20 protein-coding genes are annotated in these 20535 nt (G+C 61.9%); 17 read left to right on the top strand and 3 right to left on the bottom strand.

What is annotated here, in order from left to right; all coding sequences use genetic code 11:
- Window positions 1–3 precede the first annotated feature (3 nt).
- The 5 genes from K3146_RS04815 to K3146_RS04795 all read left to right on the top strand — a co-directional run bounded on the left by K3146_RS04815 (window position 4) and on the right by K3146_RS04795 (window position 6544).
- Entirely contained in the window at window positions 4–1038 is a 1035-nt protein-coding gene (locus K3146_RS04815) for a 2-oxoacid:ferredoxin oxidoreductase subunit beta (protein WP_221545030.1), read from the top strand.
- A gap of 529 nt (window positions 1039–1567) precedes the next feature.
- Window positions 1568–2536: a metal-dependent hydrolase gene (locus tag K3146_RS04810; protein ID WP_221545029.1), complete on the top strand. Its 969-nt coding sequence runs from the start codon at window positions 1568–1570 to the stop codon at window positions 2534–2536.
- 122 nt (window positions 2537–2658) lie between these two features.
- The gene (locus K3146_RS04805; RefSeq protein WP_221545228.1) at window positions 2659–4053 is read left to right on the top strand and encodes a cryptochrome/photolyase family protein; all 1395 of its coding nucleotides are present in this window, start codon (window positions 2659–2661) and stop codon (window positions 4051–4053) included.
- Window positions 4054–4094: 41 nt separating this feature from the next.
- Window positions 4095–5339: an SAM-dependent methyltransferase gene (locus K3146_RS04800; RefSeq protein WP_221545028.1), complete on the top strand. Its 1245-nt coding sequence runs from the start codon at window positions 4095–4097 to the stop codon at window positions 5337–5339.
- 2 nt (window positions 5340–5341) lie between these two features.
- Complete coding sequence (locus K3146_RS04795) at window positions 5342–6544, top strand: serine hydrolase domain-containing protein (RefSeq protein ID WP_221545227.1); 1203 nt, start codon at window positions 5342–5344, stop codon at window positions 6542–6544.
- 134 nt (window positions 6545–6678) lie between these two features.
- Here the strand turns inward: K3146_RS04795 and K3146_RS04790 are convergent, their stop codons facing one another.
- The 3 genes from K3146_RS04790 to purF all read right to left on the bottom strand — a co-directional run bounded on the left by K3146_RS04790 (window position 6679) and on the right by purF (window position 9345).
- A complete protein-coding gene (locus K3146_RS04790) occupies window positions 6679–7026 on the bottom strand; it encodes a PilZ domain-containing protein (RefSeq protein ID WP_221545027.1) in 348 nt (115 codons plus the stop codon).
- Window positions 7027–7139: 113 nt separating this feature from the next.
- Window positions 7140–7856 carry an SDR family NAD(P)-dependent oxidoreductase gene (locus K3146_RS04785; protein ID WP_221545026.1) on the bottom strand — a complete coding sequence of 239 codons (717 nt, stop codon included), beginning with the start codon at window positions 7854–7856 and terminating at the stop codon, window positions 7140–7142.
- 1 nt (window position 7857) lies between these two features.
- A complete protein-coding gene (gene purF, locus K3146_RS04780) occupies window positions 7858–9345 on the bottom strand; it encodes an amidophosphoribosyltransferase (protein WP_221545025.1) in 1488 nt (495 codons plus the stop codon).
- Between the two features lie 168 nt (window positions 9346–9513).
- On the opposite strand from purF, the gene K3146_RS04775 reads away from it, so the two are divergent.
- The 12 genes from K3146_RS04775 to K3146_RS04720 all read left to right on the top strand — a co-directional run bounded on the left by K3146_RS04775 (window position 9514) and on the right by K3146_RS04720 (window position 20531).
- Complete coding sequence (locus tag K3146_RS04775; RefSeq protein ID WP_221545024.1) at window positions 9514–10755, top strand: lipoprotein-releasing ABC transporter permease subunit; 1242 nt, start codon at window positions 9514–9516, stop codon at window positions 10753–10755.
- Entirely contained in the window at window positions 10748–11422 is a 675-nt protein-coding gene (locus K3146_RS04770; RefSeq protein WP_221545023.1) for an ABC transporter ATP-binding protein, read from the top strand. The genes K3146_RS04775 and K3146_RS04770 overlap by 8 nt, the downstream gene beginning before the upstream one ends.
- Before the next feature lie 47 nt (window positions 11423–11469).
- Window positions 11470–11748: a hypothetical protein gene (locus tag K3146_RS04765; protein WP_221545022.1), complete on the top strand. Its 279-nt coding sequence runs from the start codon at window positions 11470–11472 to the stop codon at window positions 11746–11748.
- A gap of 77 nt (window positions 11749–11825) precedes the next feature.
- Window positions 11826–12350 (top strand): hypothetical protein, encoded by a 525-nt coding sequence (locus K3146_RS04760; protein ID WP_221545021.1) that lies wholly within the window; start codon window positions 11826–11828, stop codon window positions 12348–12350.
- Window positions 12351–12357: 7 nt separating this feature from the next.
- Complete coding sequence (locus tag K3146_RS04755; protein WP_221545020.1) at window positions 12358–12837, top strand: glutathione peroxidase; 480 nt, start codon at window positions 12358–12360, stop codon at window positions 12835–12837.
- 31 nt (window positions 12838–12868) lie between these two features.
- A complete protein-coding gene (locus tag K3146_RS04750) occupies window positions 12869–13198 on the top strand; it encodes a hypothetical protein (RefSeq protein ID WP_221545019.1) in 330 nt (109 codons plus the stop codon).
- A gap of 75 nt (window positions 13199–13273) precedes the next feature.
- Window positions 13274–16747: a DNA polymerase III subunit alpha gene (gene dnaE / locus K3146_RS04745; protein WP_221545018.1), complete on the top strand. Its 3474-nt coding sequence runs from the start codon at window positions 13274–13276 to the stop codon at window positions 16745–16747.
- A gap of 45 nt (window positions 16748–16792) precedes the next feature.
- A complete protein-coding gene (locus tag K3146_RS04740; RefSeq protein ID WP_221545017.1) occupies window positions 16793–18391 on the top strand; it encodes a long-chain fatty acid--CoA ligase in 1599 nt (532 codons plus the stop codon).
- Window positions 18388–18933 carry a pseudouridine synthase gene (locus tag K3146_RS04735; RefSeq protein ID WP_221545016.1) on the top strand — a complete coding sequence of 182 codons (546 nt, stop codon included), beginning with the start codon at window positions 18388–18390 and terminating at the stop codon, window positions 18931–18933. The genes K3146_RS04740 and K3146_RS04735 overlap by 4 nt, the downstream gene beginning before the upstream one ends.
- Before the next feature lie 12 nt (window positions 18934–18945).
- Window positions 18946–19812 carry an SDR family oxidoreductase gene (locus tag K3146_RS04730; protein ID WP_221545015.1) on the top strand — a complete coding sequence of 289 codons (867 nt, stop codon included), beginning with the start codon at window positions 18946–18948 and terminating at the stop codon, window positions 19810–19812.
- Window positions 19813–19824: 12 nt separating this feature from the next.
- Window positions 19825–20253: a DUF1330 domain-containing protein gene (locus tag K3146_RS04725; protein ID WP_221545014.1), complete on the top strand. Its 429-nt coding sequence runs from the start codon at window positions 19825–19827 to the stop codon at window positions 20251–20253.
- The gene (locus K3146_RS04720) at window positions 20253–20531 is read left to right on the top strand and encodes a hypothetical protein (RefSeq protein ID WP_221545013.1); all 279 of its coding nucleotides are present in this window, start codon (window positions 20253–20255) and stop codon (window positions 20529–20531) included. Before K3146_RS04725 ends, K3146_RS04720 begins: the two co-directional genes overlap by 1 nt.
- The last annotated feature ends 4 nt before the right edge of the window (window positions 20532–20535 follow it).

Genomic DNA, 20535 nt, shown 5'->3' with positions numbered 1-20535 from the left:
AAAATGAACGCACCCGTTAAGATCGAAACCACGCTGAAGGACTGGGAAACCGACCAGGAGGTTCGCTGGTGTCCGGGTTGTGGCGACTATGCCATCCTCAAGGCCGTGCAGCGCACGCTGCCGCAGCTTGGGTGCGATCCGACCAAGACCGTCTTCATCAGCGGCATCGGCTGTTCGAGCCGTTTCCCCTATTACATGGAGACCTACGGCTTCCACACGATCCACGGCCGTGCGCCCGCGTTTGCGACCGGCGCAAAGCTCGCCAATCCGGAGCTCGACGTGTGGCTGGTGACGGGTGACGGCGACGGGCTTTCCATCGGCGGCAATCACCTGATGCATGTCCTGCGCCGCAACGTGAACATGCAGATCATGCTGTTCAACAACGAGATTTACGGCCTCACCAAGGGACAGGCCTCGCCGACCAGCCGTGAAGGCACCAAGTCGCCCTCGACACCGATCGGGAGCTATGACCATCCCGCTCGCCCGGCGGCCTTTGCGCTGGGTGCTGGCGCGCGCTTCGTGGGTCGCGGGTTCGACGTGTCGAAGAACCTGCCCGACGTGCTCAAGGCCGCACACGCCCATAAGGGTGCAGCCTTCATCGAGATTTTCCAGAACTGTATCGTCTACAACAAGGACGTCTTCAACGATTTCGCCGCGCCCAAGGGTGCGGAGGACCAGCAGCTCTGGCTCCAGAACGGCGAGCCCATGCTGTTCGCCGGCGGCGCGAAGGGCATCACGCTCAATCGCGAAACGCTGAGCCTCGAAGTGGTCGATGTGGCCGATGGCGACTGGGAAGGCGCGGGCGTGATCGTCCACGACGTCACCAACCGCTCGATCGCGCATATGCTGGTCGAAATGCCCTTCGGCCCGTTCCCGATGGCACTCGGCGTGCTCTACGACGATCCGCACCCGACCTTCGAGGATGCGGTGGTCGAAGAGCGCAAGAAAGCGAGCGAGGGCAAGGAAGCCAATCTCGCCAAGCTGCTCGGCAAGGGCCAGACCTGGACCGTCAGCGGCACCGCGCAGGATCCGGTGTAGGATTGGCGACGAGAACTCCACTGCGCGCAGGTATTTCGCTTGTTGTGGCTTTCATTTTCTCAAGCTGCTCGAGCTATTCACCCGATTTCTCAGTCGATCCAATTCCCGATTACGCTGAAGAGGACATTATTGTTCTGACAACAAAGATGATCCGACATCGCACCGTCGGATCTCCGTGCAAGAGTACAGTTCGGGTCCTCGAGGAAGACGGCGCCACCACTGCTTTCACGATGTGCTGGCGGAGCGTGTACGAGATTCCATTCGAAGACATTTCTGTCCACCATGGCGAAGCTCCGGAGGATAGAAAGTTCTACTGGTTAAGGCATTCGCTTGGCACGGACATTGAATTGCCGGTAATGTTGAGCCGACGATCAGACGGCAGGCTTTGGGCCCTCGAAGCCGGGGATTTCAGAGGTCAACAGGTTTGCTTCAGTCTAGGTCCTGAAGACATTCGACGCAGAGTTCTGGAGAACCGTGGATTGGTCCTAAGCGGTGACGAAGTTTGCTTTGAACGGCAAGCTATCGACTAATGGATAACCTCACCCACTCCCTCGTCGGCGCATTGCTAGGGCAGGCGGGGCTCAAGAAGAAGACCGGGCTGGCCATGCCTGCGCTGATCATCGGTGCGAACCTGCCTGATGTGGATGCGGCGTGCTTCTTCTGGCTGGAGGGAGCGGAGCATCTCGGCTTCCGCCGCGGCATCACCCATGGGCCGCCCGCCATGGTCTTGCTGCCGCTGATCCTGGCCGGGCTGCTCTACGGCTTCGACCGCTGGCAGGCGAGCCGCGGGAAACGCCCCGAGGACCGCTTGCCGGTGAGCTTCAAATGGCTGTTCTTGCTGAGCTTCATCGGCTGCCTGACCCACCCGGCGCTCGACTGGCTGAATGTCTACGGCATTCGCCTGCTGGAGCCATTCTCAAGCCAATGGTTCTATGGCGACACGCTGTTCATTATCGACATTTGGCTGTGGGCGCTGATGGGCTTTGCGACGTGGTTTTCGCTAAGGCGCGAGAAGCGGGGCGGGGAGTGGAAGAACCCTGCGCGCGTGGCGATTGCGGTGGCGCTCGCGTATATTGGGGTGAACTGGGTCATTTCCCAGAAAAGTGCCGAGCCAGGTACCGTGCTTTTCCCATCGGCTAGGACAATTTCTAGCCCACTGCCATTTTGGTTCTGGCAGCGCGAGATCATCATTGCTGAGCGCGGAAAGCACACAATATTTGTCTACGATCTGAGCGGACTCGGTGGCGGTGATTTGGATGTGGGAGGAAATGTCTTGGAGCTTGGCGCATGCGCTTTAGGTCCGGTTGTCGTAGCAGCGGAGGGAGATGCTCAGGCGTCGGCCTTTCTTTTCTGGTCTCGCGCGCCATTTGCTGAACGAGCACCGGACGGCTCCATCCTCCTACGCGACGCCCGCTTCTACGATCCACGCGCCCGTGATCGGTTCACCGTCGCCTTGTCCGATGTCGAATGCGAACCGCTGAAAAAGCCGTCACCCTGAACTTGTTTCAGGGTCCATCTCTCCGCCCAGCCTGTCGACAAGATTGAAGCATGGATGCTGAAACAAGTTCAGCATGACGGGGTTGGTTGGAGGAAAGCAAATTTCCGCAAGGGAGAGATCGGATTTCGGAACCCCAAATCGTCTGGCTGCGGCGCGATCTGCGAATGGCGGACCAGCCCGCGCTTCATGCTGCCGCCATGGCCGGGCCCGTCATTCCGGTGTTCGTGCTCGACCAGGATCGTGCGGGCGACCATGCCTACGGCGGCGCGTCGCTCGTGTGGCTGCATCATTCGCTCGAAAGCCTCGGCAAGAGCTTCGGGAGCCGCCGCTCGAAAATCGTGCTGCGCAAGGGCGATGCCCCGCAAATCCTCGCCGCGATTGCCGATGAGGTGGGCGCGACCTGCATCCACGCCATGCGCCATTACGAACCGTGGTGGAAGGAAGCCGAAGACGAGCTAAGGGATGCGGTCGGCGAGGACCGAAAGTTGTGCCTTTACGATGGCAATTACCTCCTACCTCCCGGCTCGGTCACCACAGGATCAGGCGATCCCTACAAGATCTACACGCCGTTCTCGAAATCGATGCTCGAATGCATGCCTCCGCGCGATGTGTTGGGGGAGCCGGAGACCATCTCCTCACCCGACAGCTGGCCCGACAGCGACGGCCTCGCGGAGTGGAATCTGCTGCCCACCAAACCCGACTGGGCAGGGGGCATTCGCGAGTTCTGGGAGTTCGGCGAGGCTGCCGCGCATGAGCGGCTTGACTGGTGGACCGACCAGGTGGCGGACTATGACGAGGGCCGCAACCTTCCTTCGGACGACATCACCTCTCGCCTCTCGCCGCATCTCCACTGGGGCGAAATCAGCCCCGCGCAGGTCTGGCACAAGCTCAAGGACAAGCGCAGCGACGGGTGGAAGACCTACGCCAAGGAGATCATCTGGCGCGACTATGCGCAAAATGTGATCGACCAGTTCCCCGACTATCCCCGCGAAAGCTATCGCGACTATGACGAGCGGACCTTGTGGCGGAACCCCAATGCGGGGCACCTGATCCAACAGGACCTCGAATGCTGGCAGCGCGGGATGACCGGCTATCCGATCGTCGATGCAGGGATGCGCCAGCTGTGGCAGACGGGCTGGATGCACAACCGCGTGCGGATGATCGCGGCCAGCTTCCTCGTGAAGCACCTGCTGATCGACTGGCGTTTCGGCGAGCAATGGTATTGGGACTGCCTCGTCGATGCGGACTACGGCAACAATGGCGTAAACTGGCAGTGGATCAGCGGCACCGGCGTCGATTCCAACATGTTCAGCCGCATCATGGCGCCGCTCACGCAGAGCGAAAAGTTCGACGCTGCGGATTACATTCGCGAATATGTGCCCGAGCTTGCCGATCTTGATGACGCCTGCATTCACGACCCGCCCGATGACCGGCGGGGAGACTATCCGGTCAAGATGATCGGGCACAAGGAAGCGCGCGAGCGGGCGCTTGAGGCTTACCGGGCAGCCAAGCCCTAGCGGACTTGTCGATCAGGTTAACGCGCGGCATAGGCGCTGGCATGGACATGCAGACCAGCCAGCGCGGACGCGATCTGATCGAAGGCTCGAAGGCCTTCGCGCGCAAGCCCGGTCTGATCGCAAGGTTCGTGGCGCCGGGATTCGGCAAGATGCTCGACCGGATCGACCGGGCGCTGGTGAGCGGCACGATCCACGGGACGCTCCCGGACGGCACGCCGCGCAAGCTTGGGGGCCGCGCGCCCGGCTTCGAATGCGAGTTCGAGCTTCGCAGCTACAAGGCGCTTATCCGGATCGCCACCAATGGCTCGGTCGGCCTCTACCAGGCGTGGGAGGCGGGTGAGTGGTGGAGCCCCGATCCCGTGCCGCTCTTCGCTCTCTTCATGCAGCATGGGGAGCGGCTGGGCGATACGGCGCGGGCCAAGGGGCCTTTCCGCCAGGCGCTCAAGTTCGCGCATCTGTTCAATCGCAATACGCACAAGGGCGCACAGAAGAATATCTCCGCGCATTACGATCTGGGCAATGATTTCTACCAGGCCTGGCTCGATCCGACGATGAGCTACTCTTCTGCATTGTCGGTTGGCGAGGACGGGCTGGCCAAGGCGCAAAAGCGCAAGTGGGAGGCTCTGGCCAAGCGGATCGGCGATCCTGACGAGGTGCTCGAGATCGGCTGCGGCTGGGGCTCGCTCGCGGGATATCTCGCCGGCGAGGGCAGCCACGTCACCGCCATCAGCCTGTCGGATGAGCAATTGCGTTGGGCACGCGCGCACCATCCCGCTGAGATCGATTTCCGCAAGCAGGACTATCGCGATACGGCCGGGCAATACGATGCCATCGTCAGCGTCGAGATGGTTGAGGCCTTGGGACGCGAATACTGGCCGACATTCATGGACTGCATTGCCCGCAACCTGAAACCGGGCGGCCGGGCCGCGATCCAGTACATCTCGATTCGCGACGCGCTGTTCGATGCCTATGCGAAGAGCGCCGACTTCATCCAGGCGTATATATTCCCGGGCGGCCTGCTGATCCGAACCAGCGAATTCAAGCGACTGGCCAAGGCGCGCGGCCTTTCCTGGCAGGACCAGAATGATTTCGGGCTCGACTACGCCGAAACACTGCGGATTTGGCGCGAGAGGTTCGATGACGCGGTTGAGAATGGCGACCTGCCTGCCGGTTTCGACGAGCGCTTCTGCAATCTCTGGCGGTTCTACCTGATGTATTGCGAAGGCGGGTTCCGCGGCGGCGGGATCGATGTCCACCAGGTTACGCTGGTGAAAGAGGGAGAGTGATGATGCGTGCGATTCTGGCTTCGACACTGGCGATAGCGCTTGTCGGCTGCACAACTGTCGAGGACGTTGCCTCCGCGCCGCCTCCTCCGCTTGATCCGCCCGCAGTGTCTCAGTCCATGCCCGAACAGATGGCGAGCATGGATCCTTCGGACTCGATCCTGTTCTGGAGCGATGAACGCCGCTCCGCCGCTTTCCGTGACATGGAGTCGATGTTCCCCGGCCTCGAAGTGGAACCCGCCCCACTTCCCCGCAAGCTGAGCGAGGGGGCTCCGCTCGCTGCGGATACTTCGGCAAAGATTCGCACATTCATGCAGGAGACTTCGGCGGCGGGTGTTATGGTCCTCAAGGACGGGAAGGTCGTTTTCGAGGACTATGCCCTCGGCATGACGGGCGATGACCGGTGGACCAGCTTCTCGGTAGCAAAGAGCTTCACCTCGACCTTGCTCGGCGCGGCGATCGAGGACGGGAAGATCGAAAGCCTCGACACGCCGGTGACGGACGTGATCCCTGCGCTTGCGGGGACAGCCTATGAAGGTGTGACTGTGGGCCAGATCGCCGCGATGACCTCGGGCGTAGCCTGGAACGAGGATTACACCGATCCCGAGAGCGACGTGGCAAAGATGCTTGCGGTCACTCCGGTCGCCGGGGAATCCCAAGCGGTAACCTATGCCCGAACGCTCGAACGCGAGGCACCGGCTGGAGAGAAGTGGGTCTACAAGACGCTCGAGACAAATCTGCTCGGCCTGATCGTGGAAGAGGCAACCGGGAAATCCTTGGCTGCCTATTCGGCCGAGAAAATCGTCGCTCCGGCCGGGTTCGAGGGCGGTCTGTTCTGGATGCAGGACCTGACCGGCGGGAACATCGGCGGATGCTGCCTTTCAATCACCCTCTCCGACTATGCGCGTTTCGGCCAGTTTGTTCTCGAGGGCGGAGAAGGTGTCGTGCCGGAGAACTGGTTTGCCGAGGCTGGTGCTCCGCTGGTGGACTTTTCTCCAAGAGCGCCCGGCTATGGCTATGGCTACCAGTGGTGGACCTATCCCGGCGAAACCTTCGGGGCGCAGGGCATCTTCGGCCAGGCAATCACAATCGTGCCGAGCCATAACCTGGTGGTTGCCGTGATCAGCAATTGGCCGACGGCGACAAGCTCGGAGAACAGGGCAAAGTTCCAGGGATTGGTGCGCGAGATCGCCTTGAACGCTGAATAGCGAGCGCCTCAAACAAGTGGTGGCCGAGGCTCAAGAGCGCACGGCCACCGACGACGAGCCATCCGGACACGGTTCAGGCCAGGCCCATCAGGCCGCCGCCAAGACTGTCGGTGTCGTCGCCTGTCTTGCTAGGATCAGTAAGGGCGGTAGGCGCCCTGGCCGCTGTAACGCGCGATGATGTTGTCATGCACGATTGGCGAGAGCAGCTCGTTGAAAGCGCAGCCGACCATGCAGTTTTCCCACCAGACGACCTGCGCCTGGAGCGATTCGAGACCCGGCAGCGTCAGCCAGCACATCTGGCCTTCATGCATGCGATTGATCGCAGCAGCCGAGAAGCCCGAGATCGAAAGGTCGTGGACGACTGTCTGGAAGGCGCGGCCACCGCTGGCGCGCAGCTGACCGGGAATGGTGATCTTCGTACGTGGTGCGCACCGGTCTTCCTGTGCGACCATCGTGTAGCGATCTTGCGTCTGGTAGTTCATGTGCAAAGACCTCTTGCCCTGAGTTCCGAGTACCGAGTCCCGCACGCCAACCACGCGCGCGGCATTTATCGGACACTGCCGCAACAGGATTAAGAAGACGTGACCCCGGAGGGTTAATTCGACTCGCCGACGCGCTCTCGGTGGCCGGTCGGGTAGTCGTTAACCACCAGCTCCACGATCCTGGCCGCCACATCCTCGGGCGGCTTGACCGTTTGCGGGTCTTCGCCGGGATAGGCCTTGGCGCGCATCGCGGTGCGGGTTGCGCCCGGATCGAGGATTGCGACGCGTACGTTGCCGATCTTCTCGACCTCCTGCGCATAGGATTCGAGCAGGTTGTCGAAGGCGGCTTTGGTCGCGCCATAGGCGGACCAGTAGGCCCGCGCATCCTTGCCGACGCTGCTGGTCAGGCCGATAACGCGACCTGCATCGGCCCGCTTGAGCAGCGGATCGAAATTGGCGAGCAGCGCCTGTGTGGCAAGAAGGTTGATGGTGACAGCCTGGCTGAATTGCTTGCCATCGATCTGCGTGACCGGGGTCAGCGCTGGCAGGTACGCTGCCGAGATCACCAGAATGTCGAGTTTGTCCCAGCGACCGGCGATCGCCGAGGCGAGACGGGCAATGCCGTCGCTTTCGGCCAGATCGACAGGGGCAATGGTCGAGGCGCCGCGTGCTTCGTGGATCCGGTCTTCCACGGCCTCGAGCGAGCGCACGTCGCGCCCGGTCAGCACCACATGCGCTCCCGCTTCGGCCAATGCTATGGCAGTCGAAGCCCCGATGCCCTTGCTGGCGCCTGTCACGAGCGCGAGTTTTCCGTCGAGCGGCTTGGTCATGTCAGGCTACCTGGTCCACCGGCAGAGCGAGTTGCCGCTGCTTTTCCTCGCGCGCGGCAAGATCGGTCAAAGACGTGGGGTAATCGCCCGTAAAGCAAGCATCGCAGAATTGCGGGCAGCTCTTGACCCTCGGCTTCTCGCCCACAGCACGATAGAGGCCGTCGATCGAGACGAAAGCGAGGCTATCAGCCTTGATGAATTCGCGCATCGGCTCGAGATCCATGCGCGCGGCCAGCAGCTTGGAGCGTTCGGGCGTGTCGACGCCGTAGAAGCAGCTATGTGCGGTCGGTGGGCTGGCGACGCGGAAGTGCACTTCCTTGGCACCAGCGTCGCGCATCATCTCGACGATCTGGAGCGAGGTCGTGCCGCGCACGATGGAATCGTCGATCAGGACGATGCGTTTTCCAGCGACGAGACTGCGGTTGGCATTGTGCTTGCGCTTGACGCCTGCATGGCGCGCGCCGTCGGAGGGCTGGATGAAGGTGCGCCCGACGTAGTGCGAGCGGATAATGCCGAGCTCGAAGGGGATGCCCGCTTCTTGGGCATATCCGATGGCTGCGGGAACTCCGCTGTCGGGCACGGGTACCACGAGATCGGCCTCGACCAGGGATTCCTTTGCCAGCTCCGCGCCGATCGCCTTGCGCGCCTCGTAGACGCTGCGACCGGCGAAAAAGCTGTCGGGGCGGCTGAAATAGACATGCTCGAAGATGCAGGGGCGCGGCTTGTGAGTGCCGAAGGGGTGCAGCGAATCGACATTGCCGTTGAAATCGACCCGGATCAGCTCGCCCGGCTCGACTTCGCGGACCATTTCCGCGCCGACGACATCGAAGGCGACGCTTTCGCTGGCGAAGAGCGTCGCATCACCGATGCGGCCCATCACCAGCGGGCGGATGCCGAGCGGGTCGCGGCAGGCGATCATGCCTTCGGGCGTCATCACGATCAGCGCATAGGCACCCTCGAGCAGGCGTAACGCGTCGATCAGTCGGTCGACTATCGTGGGGTAGCGGCTCGTCGCCACCAGGTGGATGATGACTTCGGTGTCGGAGGTGGACTGGAAGATGGCACCGCGTCCGACCAATTCGGCGCGCAGCTTGCCCGCGTTCGAGATATTGCCGTTATGGGCGACTGCGAAACCGCCGCTTGCGAGGTCCGCATAAAGCGGCTGCACATTGCGTAGTCCTGCGCCGCCAGTGGTCGAATAGCGGACATGACCGGCGGCCATGTGACCCGGAAGTTCGGCGATCGCTTCCTGCGAGGAGAAGTTCTCGGCGACGTGGCCGAGACCGCGGCGGGCGCGAAATTCGGCGCCGTCCCAGGCGATGATGCCGGCGGCTTCCTGCCCACGATGCTGGAGGGCGTGGAGTCCCAGGGCCGTCGCAGCGGCCGCATCGGCTGCGTTTATCGCGCCGAAAACGCCGCATTCCTCGCGCAGCTTGTCTCCATCCGCGTCGAGGAAGGGGTGGGTGCAATTCCCAAAAGAGGTGTCCACAGGGTGCTGTCCGCGCTGCCGTCCGGTGCGGCCCCAATGGCGATGTTACGGCGTGATTACAAGGCTTGTCCGCCACGCGGCGGGGGAGTTTTTGCCTGCATTCATTGCGCCGCCAGAATTCTCTGCCTAAACGCGCAACCCAACAGGCAACCATACCCAAGGGCCGTCTTGCTGCTATCACCTTTCGAATGGACGATCGCCAAGCGCTACCTGCTTCCGGGCAGGAGCGAGGCATTTATTGCGCTCGTCGCCGGGATCTCGATCACGGTGGTCATGCTGTCGGTTGCCATGCTGGTCATCGTGATGAGCGTGATGAACGGCTTTCGCGCCGAGTTGCTCGACAAGATAGTGGGGCTCAACGGCCACGCGATCGTGCAGGCCTATGGTGGGCGTCTCGACAACTGGGAAAGCGTCCTTGAGGAAATCGAGCAGACTCCCGGCGTGGTCGAGGCCTCGCCTCTGATCGAGCAGCCGCTGCTGACCACATTCAACGGCCGGGTGGAGGCAATCCTGCTGCGCGGTAACACGCAGGACGATATCCGCGGCCTCGGCGAGAAGGCTGTCGCAGGGAACATGGACGCCCTCCAACCCGGATCGGGCAAAGTCGCGGTCGGGGCCAGGCTTGCCGAGAATATCGGCGCGCGGGTTGGCGATACGATCACGATCATCAATCCGCAGGGCCGCTCGACGCCTTTCGGCACCGTCCCGCGCCAGGTCGGGTACGAGATCGCAGCCATCTTCGAAGTGGGCGTTTACGATTACGACGGTGCGTTCGTGGTCATGCCGATGCGCGACGCGCAGACATTGCTGCTGACAGGGGAAGCGATCGGCATGATCGAAGTGCAGGTGACCGATCCCGACGAGGTTGGCGAGATCCTGTCTGACGTCACGCGGTCGCTGGAGGGGCGCGCTGTCGTTCGCGACTGGAAGACGATCAATGCCACGCTGTTCGAAGCCTTGCAGGTTGAACGCGTGGCAATGGCCTTTGCCTTGAGTTTCATGGTCTTGGTTGCCGCATTTAACATTCTTTCCAGCCTCGTGATGCTGGTGCGCGCCAAGACACGCGACATCGCGATCATGCGCACGATGGGTGCGACCCGGCGCAGCCTGACCAAGATATTCGTGACGACCGGCTTCACTGTGGGTGCGATCGGGACCATTGCCGGCCTCGTGCTGGGCGCGCTGGTTCTCGGCTTCCGCGAGCAGATCGTGGCCTTCATAGGCTGGCTCACTGGTGCCGAGCTGTGGGACCCGCAGGTCCGGTTCCTCAGCGCCATCCCTGCGAAGCCCGATCCGGTCGAGATCGCCATGATCGTAGGGCTTGCGCTGATCCTGAGTTTCCTTGCCACGCTCTATCCGGCGCTGAAGGCGGCGAGTACCGATCCGGTGCAGGTGCTGCGCTATGAGTAATCCGGTTGTCGAGCTTCGCGGGCTCACCCGCAGCTTCGAGCAGGGCGGGGTGCGCATCGATGTGCTGCGCGGCGTAAATCTGTCGGTCATGCCCGGGGAAATCGTGGCGCTTCTCGGCCCGTCCGGTTCCGGGAAATCGACGCTACTCCAGGCGGTCGGCCTGCTGGAGGGCGGCTTCGGCGGCGAGATCGTGATCGCCGGTCATTCCGCAGAGAAGAGCGATGCCAACGCACGGACGACACTGCGGCGCGACCATCTCGGCTTCGTATACCAGTTCCATCACTTGCTGCCGGATTTCGACGCACGTGAGAATGTCGTCTTGCCGCAGCTGGTAGCTGGCAAGCCTCGGAGCGAGGCCGTGGTGCGGGCAGAAGAGCTTCTCAGCGCCTTGGGTCTCGAGCACCGGCTCGATCATCGCCCGAGCCAGCTTTCCGGCGGCGAACAGCAGCGTGTCGCGGTAGCACGCGGCCTCGCAAACCGGCCCGATCTCGTCCTCGCCGACGAGCCCACCGGTAATCTGGACGAGGCCACGTCGGACCGCGTGCTGGAACAGTTCCTCTCGCTGGTCAGGGGCGAGGGCAGTGCTGCGCTGATCGCTACGCACAACGAGCGCCTCGCCGCACGCATGGACCGCGTGGTTCGCCTTCACGAGGGTGTTCTCGAATAGGGACCCCGGCGGGTCGCAAACCGTTGGTCTTGCAAAGGAGAAATTGCATGACCGACCACCCAAGCACTTTCAAAGGCGAAGAGACCCACCGTCCCGGCATCCAGTGGGATGACCGCGCTTCGCTCCACCGCGTTGGCGATGGAGACGGAGTCCTGGATGCGGCGAAGGGGCTGCGCAGCGGTACTTTCGCAGAACTTGTGACGCACATGATCCTATTGTCCGAAGACGAGCGGGCCAATTACTACATCGAGAAGGCGGGAGACCGCGAGTACCACGCCGATGAAGTGGCAGAGCTCTCCCAAAGGGCAGATTTTCCCCGTTCGTAGCGCCCGATGCGACGTTCGCAGAGTGAGGATGGCGCGCTGCTCGCTCACTCCTAGAGTGCACAGTGGGAGGACTGCACATGATCTCGTTTCTTACCTTGCTCGTCGCACAAACGGCCGCTGCCGAGGCTCCGGCAACCCCGCCTCCGGCTCCTCCGCGCTGCGAGGGTCCCAATCACGAGGCTTTCGACTTCTGGGTCGGGGAGTGGGACGTTTATCCCAACGCCGCCACCGGAGAACCGGCCAAGGTTGCCGAAAGTCGGATCGAGAAGGTGAGCGCAGGCTGCGCAATCCGTGAGACGTGGATGCCGCTACAGGGCCGCACCGGCTCCAGTCTCAGTGCCTATGATCCCGCGACCGGAGGCTGGCACCAACTATGGGTGGGCGGCGCACCGGGCCGCGTTTTCTTCGATGGCGGACCTGTTGGCGAGAACATGGTGCTCACCGGCTATTGGGGCAAGGATGCGGAGGGTAATCCATCGCTTGTGCGCATGACCTATTCGGTGCAGGGGGACGGCAGCGTTCGCCAGTATGGTCAGGCCAGTGCCGATCACGGTGTGACGTGGAGCGACAGCTTCGACCTGATCTACCGCCGCAAGGAATGAGCTTTTCATGACGACCATCGCCGATTTCACCGTTGCTACCAACAAGGGCGATGAGCTCGATCTCAAGGAGAAACTCGGCAAGGTGCTGCTGGTCGTGAACACGGCGAGCAAATGCGGTTTCACGCCGCAGTATGACGGGCTTGAAAAGCTGTTCCAGGACTACAAGGACCAGGGCTTCGAGGTCATGGCGTTTCCCTGCGACCAGTTCGGCAATCAGGAACCGGGGGACGCCAGCGAGATCGAACAGTTCTGCAAGGTCAATTTCGGCCTCACCTTCCCGCTGATGCAGAAAGTCGACGTGAATGGCGATCAGGCCAGCCCGCTGTTCGACTGGATGAAGGCGGAAGCACCCGGACTGATGGGTTCGAAATCGATCAAGTGGAACTTCACCAAGTTCCTGATCGACCGCGAAGGCAATGTCGTGAAGCGCTATGGCCCTGCCGACGCGCCTGCTACGATCGCCAAGGACATCGAAAAACTGCTGTAACCTTGTGCCTTCCGCCGACGAAAGGCCGGTCATGCTTGCTGACTTCAACCAGTGGTTTCTCTCCCTCGGCGCCGAGTACGGCGTAAACCCCTATATTTTTGGCGGGATTTACGTTGGGGCTATCCCATTCTTTCTTGCCTCGATCGCATGGCTCGTAAAGCGGGCGAGGGCAGGGCAGTCGACCGTGCTGCCGACGATGCTGGCGGGCTTCTTCTTTGTTTCGGCCTATATCTATCTCGCCATAGCGGGCCGAAATATCCCGGTCTGGGTGTGGGTCTTCCTCGCCGCGCTCATCGCCTATGGTGCATGGTCCACGATCCGGGATACTCGCAAGAAGATTGCGGCCCCGCCCGAGGACTGATGTTCTCCACAAGCGGTGGAGAATAACTGGTCTGGCGCGCTTTGAGATTGGCGCCCGAAATCCTACCTAGAGTGGATGCCTTACAAGCCCTTCGTACCCTTGCGCGTGCTGTCCGCCTATTCGATGCTCGAAGGGGCGATCGACCCCAAGGCAATGGCGAAACTGGCGAAGGAGCGCGGCTTTCCGGCGATCGCGATGGCCGACCGCAACGGGCTTTACGGCGCAGTCATGTTCGCCAATGCCTGCAAGGCGGAAGGCATCCAGCCGATTACCGGTACGTTGCTGGGCGTGGCGCGAGATGAGGAGGGCAGGACGGTCGACTACCTCCCGCTCTACGCTCAGGACGAGGCGGGCTATGACAATCTCTGCCATCTTGTCTCGAAAGCACACCTCGACCGTCCGCTCGAATTCGAGCCGCACATCCGGATGGAAGATTTCGAAGGGCGCACTGAGGGACTGATTGCGCTCACCGGCGCGAGCGAGGGCGGGGTGACCCGGCTGCTCGCCGAAGGTCAGATGAGCCACGCCACTGCCATGCTCGACAAGCTGGAAGCACTTTTCCCCGGCCGCCTCTACATCGAACTCGCAAGGCGTGGCAATCCGGTCGAGGAAGCTGCCGAAGCTGCACTGATCGATCTCGCCTACGCCCGCGATCTTCCGCTGGTTGCGACTAACCCCGCCAATTTCGCCGAACCGCACATGTACAAGGCGCATGACGCCATGCTGTGCATCGCGAATTCGACCCATATCGATGCGGAGGAGCGGCCCAAGTCCAACCCGGAAAGCTACGTCAAGACCGCCCACATGATGGAAGAGGCCTTCGACGACCTGCCCGAGGCCACGGCCAACTCGTTGGTGATTGCCCAGCGCTGCGCCTATGCGCCGCCCTATCGTGATCCGATCCTTCCCAGCCTGGCAGGCGACCTCGAGGGCGAGGCGCGGATGCTGGAGGAGGACGCGCGCAAGGGCCTCGCCAAGCGGCTCGAGCCCTATGGGGAGATGAGCGACGAGGAGCTCCGGGTCTATGTCGACCGGCTCGATTACGAGGTCGGCATCATCAACCAGATGGGCTTCCCCGGCTACTTCCTGATCGTTGCCGACTTCATCAAATGGGCCAAGGACCACGACATTCCCGTGGGGCCGGGCCGTGGTTCGGGTGCGGGTAGCCTCGTCGCCTGGGCGCTGACGATTACTGATCTCGATCCGATCCAGCTGGGCCTGCTGTTCGAACGTTTCCTCAACCCGGAACGTGTGTCGATGCCCGACTTCGACATCGACTTCTGCGAAACCCGCCGTGGCGAGGTCATCCGCTATGTCCAGCAGAAGTACGGGCACGATCACGTCGCCCAGATCATCACCTTCGGTAAGCTGAAGGCGCGCGCCGTGCTGCGCGATACGGGCCGCATTCTCCAGATGAGCTACGGTCATGTCGACCGCATCTGCAAGATGGTCCCGAACCATCCGACCGACCCGTGGACACTGCCGCGTGCTCTGAATGGCGCGGCGGATTTCAAGGCGGAGTACGATAACGACAACGAGGTCAAACGCCTGATCGACCTCGCCATGCAGCTGGAGGGCTTCCCACGCAACAGCTCGACCCACGCGGCCGGCGTGGTGATTGGCGACCGTCCGCTGGCTAAACTTGTCCCGCTCTATCGCGATCCGCGCTCGGACATGCCGGTGACGCAGTACGACATGAAGAATGTCGAGAGCAGCGGGCTCGTTAAATTCGACTTTCTCGGATTGAAGACGCTGTCGGTCCTCAAGAAGGCGACCGACTTGCTCAAGAAGCGCGACATCACCATCGATTTGTCGCAGCTCGAACTCGACGACCCGGCTGTCTACGAGCTGATGAAGGCGGGTAATACCGTCGGCGTCTTCCAGCTGGAATCGGAGGGCATGCGCCGAACGCTGACCGCGGTGAAGCCGACAAACTTCGGCGACATCATCGCGCTCGTCTCGCTCTATCGTCCGGGCCCGATGGACAACATCCCGCTTTTCGGCAAGCGCAAGGCGGGCGAGGTGCCGATCGAATACCCGCACGAGAAGCTCGAAGGCATCTTGTCCGAAACCTACGGCATCTTCGTCTACCAGGAACAGGTCATGCAGGCCGCGCAGATCCTTGCCGGATACTCGCTCGGCGATGCAGATTTGTTGCGCCGCGCAATGGGCAAGAAGGTCCAAGCCGAGATGGATGCGCAGCGCGAACGCTTTGTCGCCGGGTGCAAGGAAGTCAGCGGCATCGAGAAGGCCAAGGCGAACGAGTTGTTCGACTTGATTGACAAGTTCGCAGGCTACGGCTTCAACAAATCGCACGCAGCAGCTTATGCCTTGCTCGCATATCAGACCGCGTGGCTGAAGGCGCATTATCCGGAAGAATTCTTCGCTGCCTCGATGTGCTTCGACATGCACCAGTCGGAAAAGCTGACGATTTTCGTAGACGACGCGCGGCGGCAGGGCATCGCCGTCGAGCCGCCCTGCATCAACAGGTCCGAAGCCGAATTTACGGTTGAACAAACTGACGATGGCTACGCCGTGCGCTATGCGCTCGCAGGCATTCGCAATGTTGGCGAAAAGGCGATGGAAGCGATCGTCACCGAACGCGAAGTGTCGGGCCGGTTCGATAGTCTGCAAGACTTGTTCGAACGCATTCCAAAGGGTTCAATGAATTCGCGCCAGCTAGAGGCTTTGGCCTGTGCTGGCGGACTGGATGCGCTCGAACCCAACCGCGCCAAGGTCTTCGAAAACGTCGACATGCTGCTGGCAGTCGCCGATGCGGCCGACCGCGAGCGCACGAGCGGACAGGCCAGCATGTTTGGCGGCGATGATGCACCCGGCGAAACGCTGCGGCTACGTGAAGTCGAGGACTGGCCGCGGGCCGAACGCATGGCGCGCGAGCGCGAGAACTTCGGCTTCTACTTCTCCGCTCATCCGGTCGCCGCTTGGAAGGACATCGCGTCCGCCAATGGCGCGCGCAACTACGCCTCGCTGATGGCAGGCGGCGCACCCGCAGATGGTCGCTCGAATGCGGTGATGGCTGCCATGGTAGAGAAGGTAAACAAGGGCACGACGCGCCGTGGCAAGCCCTTCATCCGTGCCGATTTCTCCGATGCGACTGGCCAGTTCAGCGCCGCCTGTTTCGAGGAAGGCATGGTCGAGCGCTTCCAGAAGTGGGCAGAGGACCAGACCTGCGTCTTGCTGCAGGTGGAACTCGATTCCCCGAGCCCCGACGAACCGCCTCGCATCACAGTGCGCGGCGGCACGCCGCTGAGGGAAGTGAAAGGGTCTACGCCGATGATCCTTACTCTCGATATCCTCGACGAAGCGGCGGTTGCCGAAATTCATCGCGAACTGGCCGCCGCCATGTCCGGCAAGGATGAAGTACTCGCGACGCTACGGCTAGGCGGAGACGAGGAGCCGGTCATGCGCCTCGGCCGCAATTTCAACCTCGATGGCGAACTCGCAGAACGCTTGGCAAGCGTGCCGGGCCTTGCCAAGGTGCAACTCGACAAGCGGCGCGGCGGCTCGCACTTACGCCTCGTCTCTTGATTGAGCGCCCCGGGAGAGGGGTGGGACACAAGGAGAGAGGCACGAATGCTCGGAGCGATGCAGGACTGGACCATGCGCGTGACGCATGTGATCGACCACGCGGCACGTGAGGCACCCGATCGCGAAATCGTTACCCGTTGGGCGGATGGAAGCGAAACCCGGACCACCTGGGCCGGCATCCGCCGGGATGCTCTAAAGATGGCGCAGGCACTGCAGAAGCTCGGGCTCAAGCCAGGCGACAAGGTCGCCAGCATTGCCATGAACCATTCGCGCCACCTGGTGAGCTGGTACGGTGTCGCGGGTATGGGCGGCGTGCTCCACACGGTGAACCCGCGCCTGTTCGAGGACCAGCTGGAATATATCGTCAACCACGCCGACGACCGCGTGGTGATCTATGACGCGATGTTCCAGCCCATTATAGACAAAATGCGCGATCGCTGGCCCAACGTCGAACATTACATCTGCTTCGACAGCGGCGAGCATACGGCCGCTTTCGAGGACTGGATCGCCGCAGAAGATGGCGATTTCGAATGGGTCGAGGGTAGCGAGCGCGATCCTTGCATGATCTGCTACACCAGCGGTACCACGGGTAATCCCAAGGGCGTGCAATACGAGCATCGCAGCACGGTGATGCATGCCGTCGCCGGCCTCCAGCCCGCCGCTTTCAACTTCAGTTCGGCGAGCGTGATGCTGCCCGTCGTGCCGATGTTCCACGCTGCCAGCTGGGGTCTTCCCTATGCGGGCGCGATGGCAGGCATCAAATTCGTCTTCAGCCAGGTCAACGATCCTGCGGTGCTGCACGAGATGATGATCAAGGAAGGCGTGACCGACAGTGCCGGAGTGCCGACCGTCTGGCTCGCGCACTTCCAGTATTGCGACGCGGAAGGGATCGACCTTCCGCCGCTCAAGGCCGCTACCATCGGTGGATCTGCAGCGCCCAGGTTCATGATCGAGCGGCTAATGAAGAACGGCACCCGCGTTCAGCACGCATGGGGCATGACCGAGACTTCGCCCATCGGCACCGTCGGTGGCCCTACGCACGACTGGGACCAGCTCAGCTTCGACGAAAAAGTCGCCAAGACCATGAAGCAGGGCCGCCCGATCTTCGGCGTGGAACTCCGCACGGTCGATCTCGACGACAACACCAAGGTCCTCCCGCGCGATGGCGAGACTTCCGGCGCGCTTCAAATCCGCGGGCCGTGGGTCGTAAGGCGCTATTTCAAGGCCGAAGCGGACGCCACGACGCAGGATGGCTGGTTCGACACCGGCGATGTGGGCATGTTGCACCCCGATGGCACGCTGCAGCTAACCGACCGCACCAAGGACGTAATCAAGTCCGGCGGCGAGTGGATTTCCTCGGTTGAGCTGGAAAATGCCGCAGTGGGGCATCCTGCCGTCGCGGAGGCAGCGTGTATCGGCATGTTCCACCCGAAATGGGACGAGCGACCGGTCCTCTTCGTCGTAAAGAAGGAAGGTCAGGATGTCAGCGCGGAAGAAGTGACGAATTTCCTCTCCGACAAGGTCGCCAAGTGGTGGCTGCCCGATGCGGTCGAATTCGTCGACGACATCCCGCACACCGCCACCGGCAAGATCAGCAAGAAGGACCTGCGCGACCGGTTCGCCGACTACAAGCTAGAGGCGTGAGCCGGCTGATCCTGCTCAACAAGCCCTATGGCGTGCTCTCGCAGTTCACTGGGGGCAAGGATGGCGTGGAGGACACGCTGGCGCATCTGGTCGATGTGCCGGGCGTCTATCCTGCGGGCAGGCTCGACAAGGATAGCGAGGGCTTGTTGCTGCTGACCGATGACGGACGGCTCCAATCGCGCATTGCCGAACCGCGCTACAAGATGGCCAAGACCTACCTCGTGCAGGTTGAGGGCGATGCGGGGGACGAGGCGTTGGAGAAACTGGCCCGCGGCGTGGAGCTCAAGGACGGAATGACCCGGCCCGCACGAGCCAAGCGGATCGATCCACCCGCGGTCTGGGACCGCGATCCGCCCGTCCGTTTTCGCAAGAGCGTGCCTGACAGCTGGATCGCGCTGGAGATCACCGAGGGCCGGAACCGCCAGGTCCGCCGTATGACCGCCGCCGTGGGCCTGCCAACCCTGCGTCTCATCCGTTGGCGCATCGGGGACTGGAGCGTCGACGGATTGAAGCCGGGAGAATGGCGTAGCGTGAACGTCTAGAGGAGAAACACCATGTCGAAGATCGTACTGACTACGGGGTGTTCCACCGGCCTTGGCGCCAGCATTGCCGTTGCCGCGGCCAAGGCTGGTTGGAAGAGCTATGCGTCGATGCGAAACCTCTCGAAGCGAGGCGAGCTCGACAAGATGGCCGAGGCCGCAGGGACAAGCGTCGAATTGCTGGAACTCGACGTTTGCGACCAGGCTTCGATCGATGCTGCGGTAAGTGAGATTATCGAGCGGGAGGGCAGGATCGACACGCTGGTGTGCAATGCGGGTGTCGGCTTTGTGCGCTCGACCGAGCAGGCGGAGGAATCGGACGTCCAATGGGTGATGGATACGAACTTTCACGGGGTCGTGCGCTGCACCAAAGCAGTTCTCCCGCATATGCGTGCAGCAGGGGCAGGGCATGTGGTCGCGATCACTTCGATCGGCGGTCTCGTCGGCCAACCCTTCAACGAGATCTACTGCGGCTCGAAATTCGCCGTTGAGGGCTACATCGAAGGCCTCGCCAGCTACGCCGGACCTGCCTTCGGCCTTCATTTCACCGCCATCGAGCCGGCCGGAATTAGCAGCGAGTTTGCCGCCAATGTGAGGGAGCATATCGCCAAGTCCGGAGGAATGCTGGATGACGCTTATGCTCCGATCCTGAAGCGCTATCTCAGCGATCGTTCGGGACCGGAATACGAGGGGCTCTACCAGACCCCGGGCGAGGTGGCGCAAGTGGTGCTCGATATCATGGCGAGTAACAATCCACCCGTCCGAGCACGAACATCGTCCTGGGCGGAGAATTTCTGCCGCTTCAAGACCGAAACCGATCCCGATGGCCGCAAGCAGCAAAGGATGGTGATCGACACCTTCCTCGGCGGATCGGCAATCTAGGAGAATTCTGCCATGACCAGCTACATCGACCCGAGCCGCGCTAATTTCGAGGCGTTCAAGAACCTCCCGCGCGACGAGCCGATCCATATGCTCAACCTCCTGCAGTACAGGGACGAGGCCGCGTATCCTGAGGGTCACGAGCACGCCGGAAAGGGCTGGAGCGGACAGCGCGCCTACCAGGAATACGGCAAGACCAGCGGCCCGATCTTCCGCCGCGTGGGCGGCGAGATCGTCTGGCGCGGCACGTTCCAGACGGTGGTTACGGGGCCGGAAGCGATGCAGTGGCACGATGGCTTCGTGGCGCAGTACCCGAATTCCGGCGCCTTCTTCGAGATGATCAAGGATGCGGACTACCAGAAGGCGGTGGTCAATCGCACGGCGGCACTGGCTGACAGCAGGCTGGTGCGGTTCAAGCCAGGAAGTGCAGGAGAAGGATTCTGATGTCCCTTTCCATCATGAGCTTGGTAGTTCTTGGTGGCGTGTTTGGCTCGATTGTCGGCGCACTTGCGCCCTCGAAACGAATTGGCTGTTCGCTATTGCTGGCGGTTCCAGTCGGAATGGTGATCTACGTGTCTATCTGGCAAAGTCAAAATCCTGAAGCGCTTAGATCAACGAGCCCATTGGAATTCTTCTTTGGTCCACTTTGGCCAAGCTTGGGTGCGGTTGTTGGGTGGCAGTTCGGCAAGTCCGTTCGTTCGATCTTTTCGGACGGAACCTAGCAAG

This window comes from Qipengyuania vesicularis, assembly GCF_019711415.1.
GTDB classification, from domain to species: domain Bacteria; phylum Pseudomonadota; class Alphaproteobacteria; order Sphingomonadales; family Sphingomonadaceae; genus Qipengyuania; species Qipengyuania vesicularis.
This window is presented reverse-complemented; position numbering and strand designations above follow the sequence as displayed.

Bases quoted from the DNA above. Each gene is read 5' to 3' on its own strand.
- K3146_RS04755 (WP_221545020.1), top strand. From the start codon at position 12,358: ATGACGACCATCGCCGATTTCACCGTTGCTACCAACAAGGGCGATGAG.
- dnaE (WP_221545018.1), top strand. From the start codon at position 13,274: ATGCCTTACAAGCCCTTCGTACCCTTGCGCGTGCTGTCCGCCTATTCG.
- K3146_RS04760 (WP_221545021.1), top strand. From the start codon at position 11,826: ATGATCTCGTTTCTTACCTTGCTCGTCGCACAAACGGCCGCTGCCGAG.
- K3146_RS04770 (WP_221545023.1), top strand. From the start codon at position 10,748: ATGAGTAATCCGGTTGTCGAGCTTCGCGGGCTCACCCGCAGCTTCGAG.
- K3146_RS04815 (WP_221545030.1), top strand. From the start codon at position 4: ATGAACGCACCCGTTAAGATCGAAACCACGCTGAAGGACTGGGAAACC.
- K3146_RS04795 (WP_221545227.1), top strand. From the start codon at position 5,342: ATGCGTGCGATTCTGGCTTCGACACTGGCGATAGCGCTTGTCGGCTGC.
- K3146_RS04785 (WP_221545026.1), bottom strand. From the start codon at position 7,856: ATGACCAAGCCGCTCGACGGAAAACTCGCGCTCGTGACAGGCGCCAGC.
- K3146_RS04725 (WP_221545014.1), top strand. From the start codon at position 19,825: ATGACCAGCTACATCGACCCGAGCCGCGCTAATTTCGAGGCGTTCAAG.
- K3146_RS04740 (WP_221545017.1), top strand. From the start codon at position 16,793: ATGCTCGGAGCGATGCAGGACTGGACCATGCGCGTGACGCATGTGATC.
- K3146_RS04790 (WP_221545027.1), bottom strand. From the start codon at position 7,026: ATGAACTACCAGACGCAAGATCGCTACACGATGGTCGCACAGGAAGAC.
- K3146_RS04800 (WP_221545028.1), top strand. From the start codon at position 4,095: ATGGACATGCAGACCAGCCAGCGCGGACGCGATCTGATCGAAGGCTCG.
- K3146_RS04730 (WP_221545015.1), top strand. From the start codon at position 18,946: ATGTCGAAGATCGTACTGACTACGGGGTGTTCCACCGGCCTTGGCGCC.
- K3146_RS04810 (WP_221545029.1), top strand. From the start codon at position 1,568: ATGGATAACCTCACCCACTCCCTCGTCGGCGCATTGCTAGGGCAGGCG.
- K3146_RS04750 (WP_221545019.1), top strand. From the start codon at position 12,869: ATGCTTGCTGACTTCAACCAGTGGTTTCTCTCCCTCGGCGCCGAGTAC.
- K3146_RS04765 (WP_221545022.1), top strand. From the start codon at position 11,470: ATGACCGACCACCCAAGCACTTTCAAAGGCGAAGAGACCCACCGTCCC.
- K3146_RS04720 (WP_221545013.1), top strand. From the start codon at position 20,253: ATGTCCCTTTCCATCATGAGCTTGGTAGTTCTTGGTGGCGTGTTTGGC.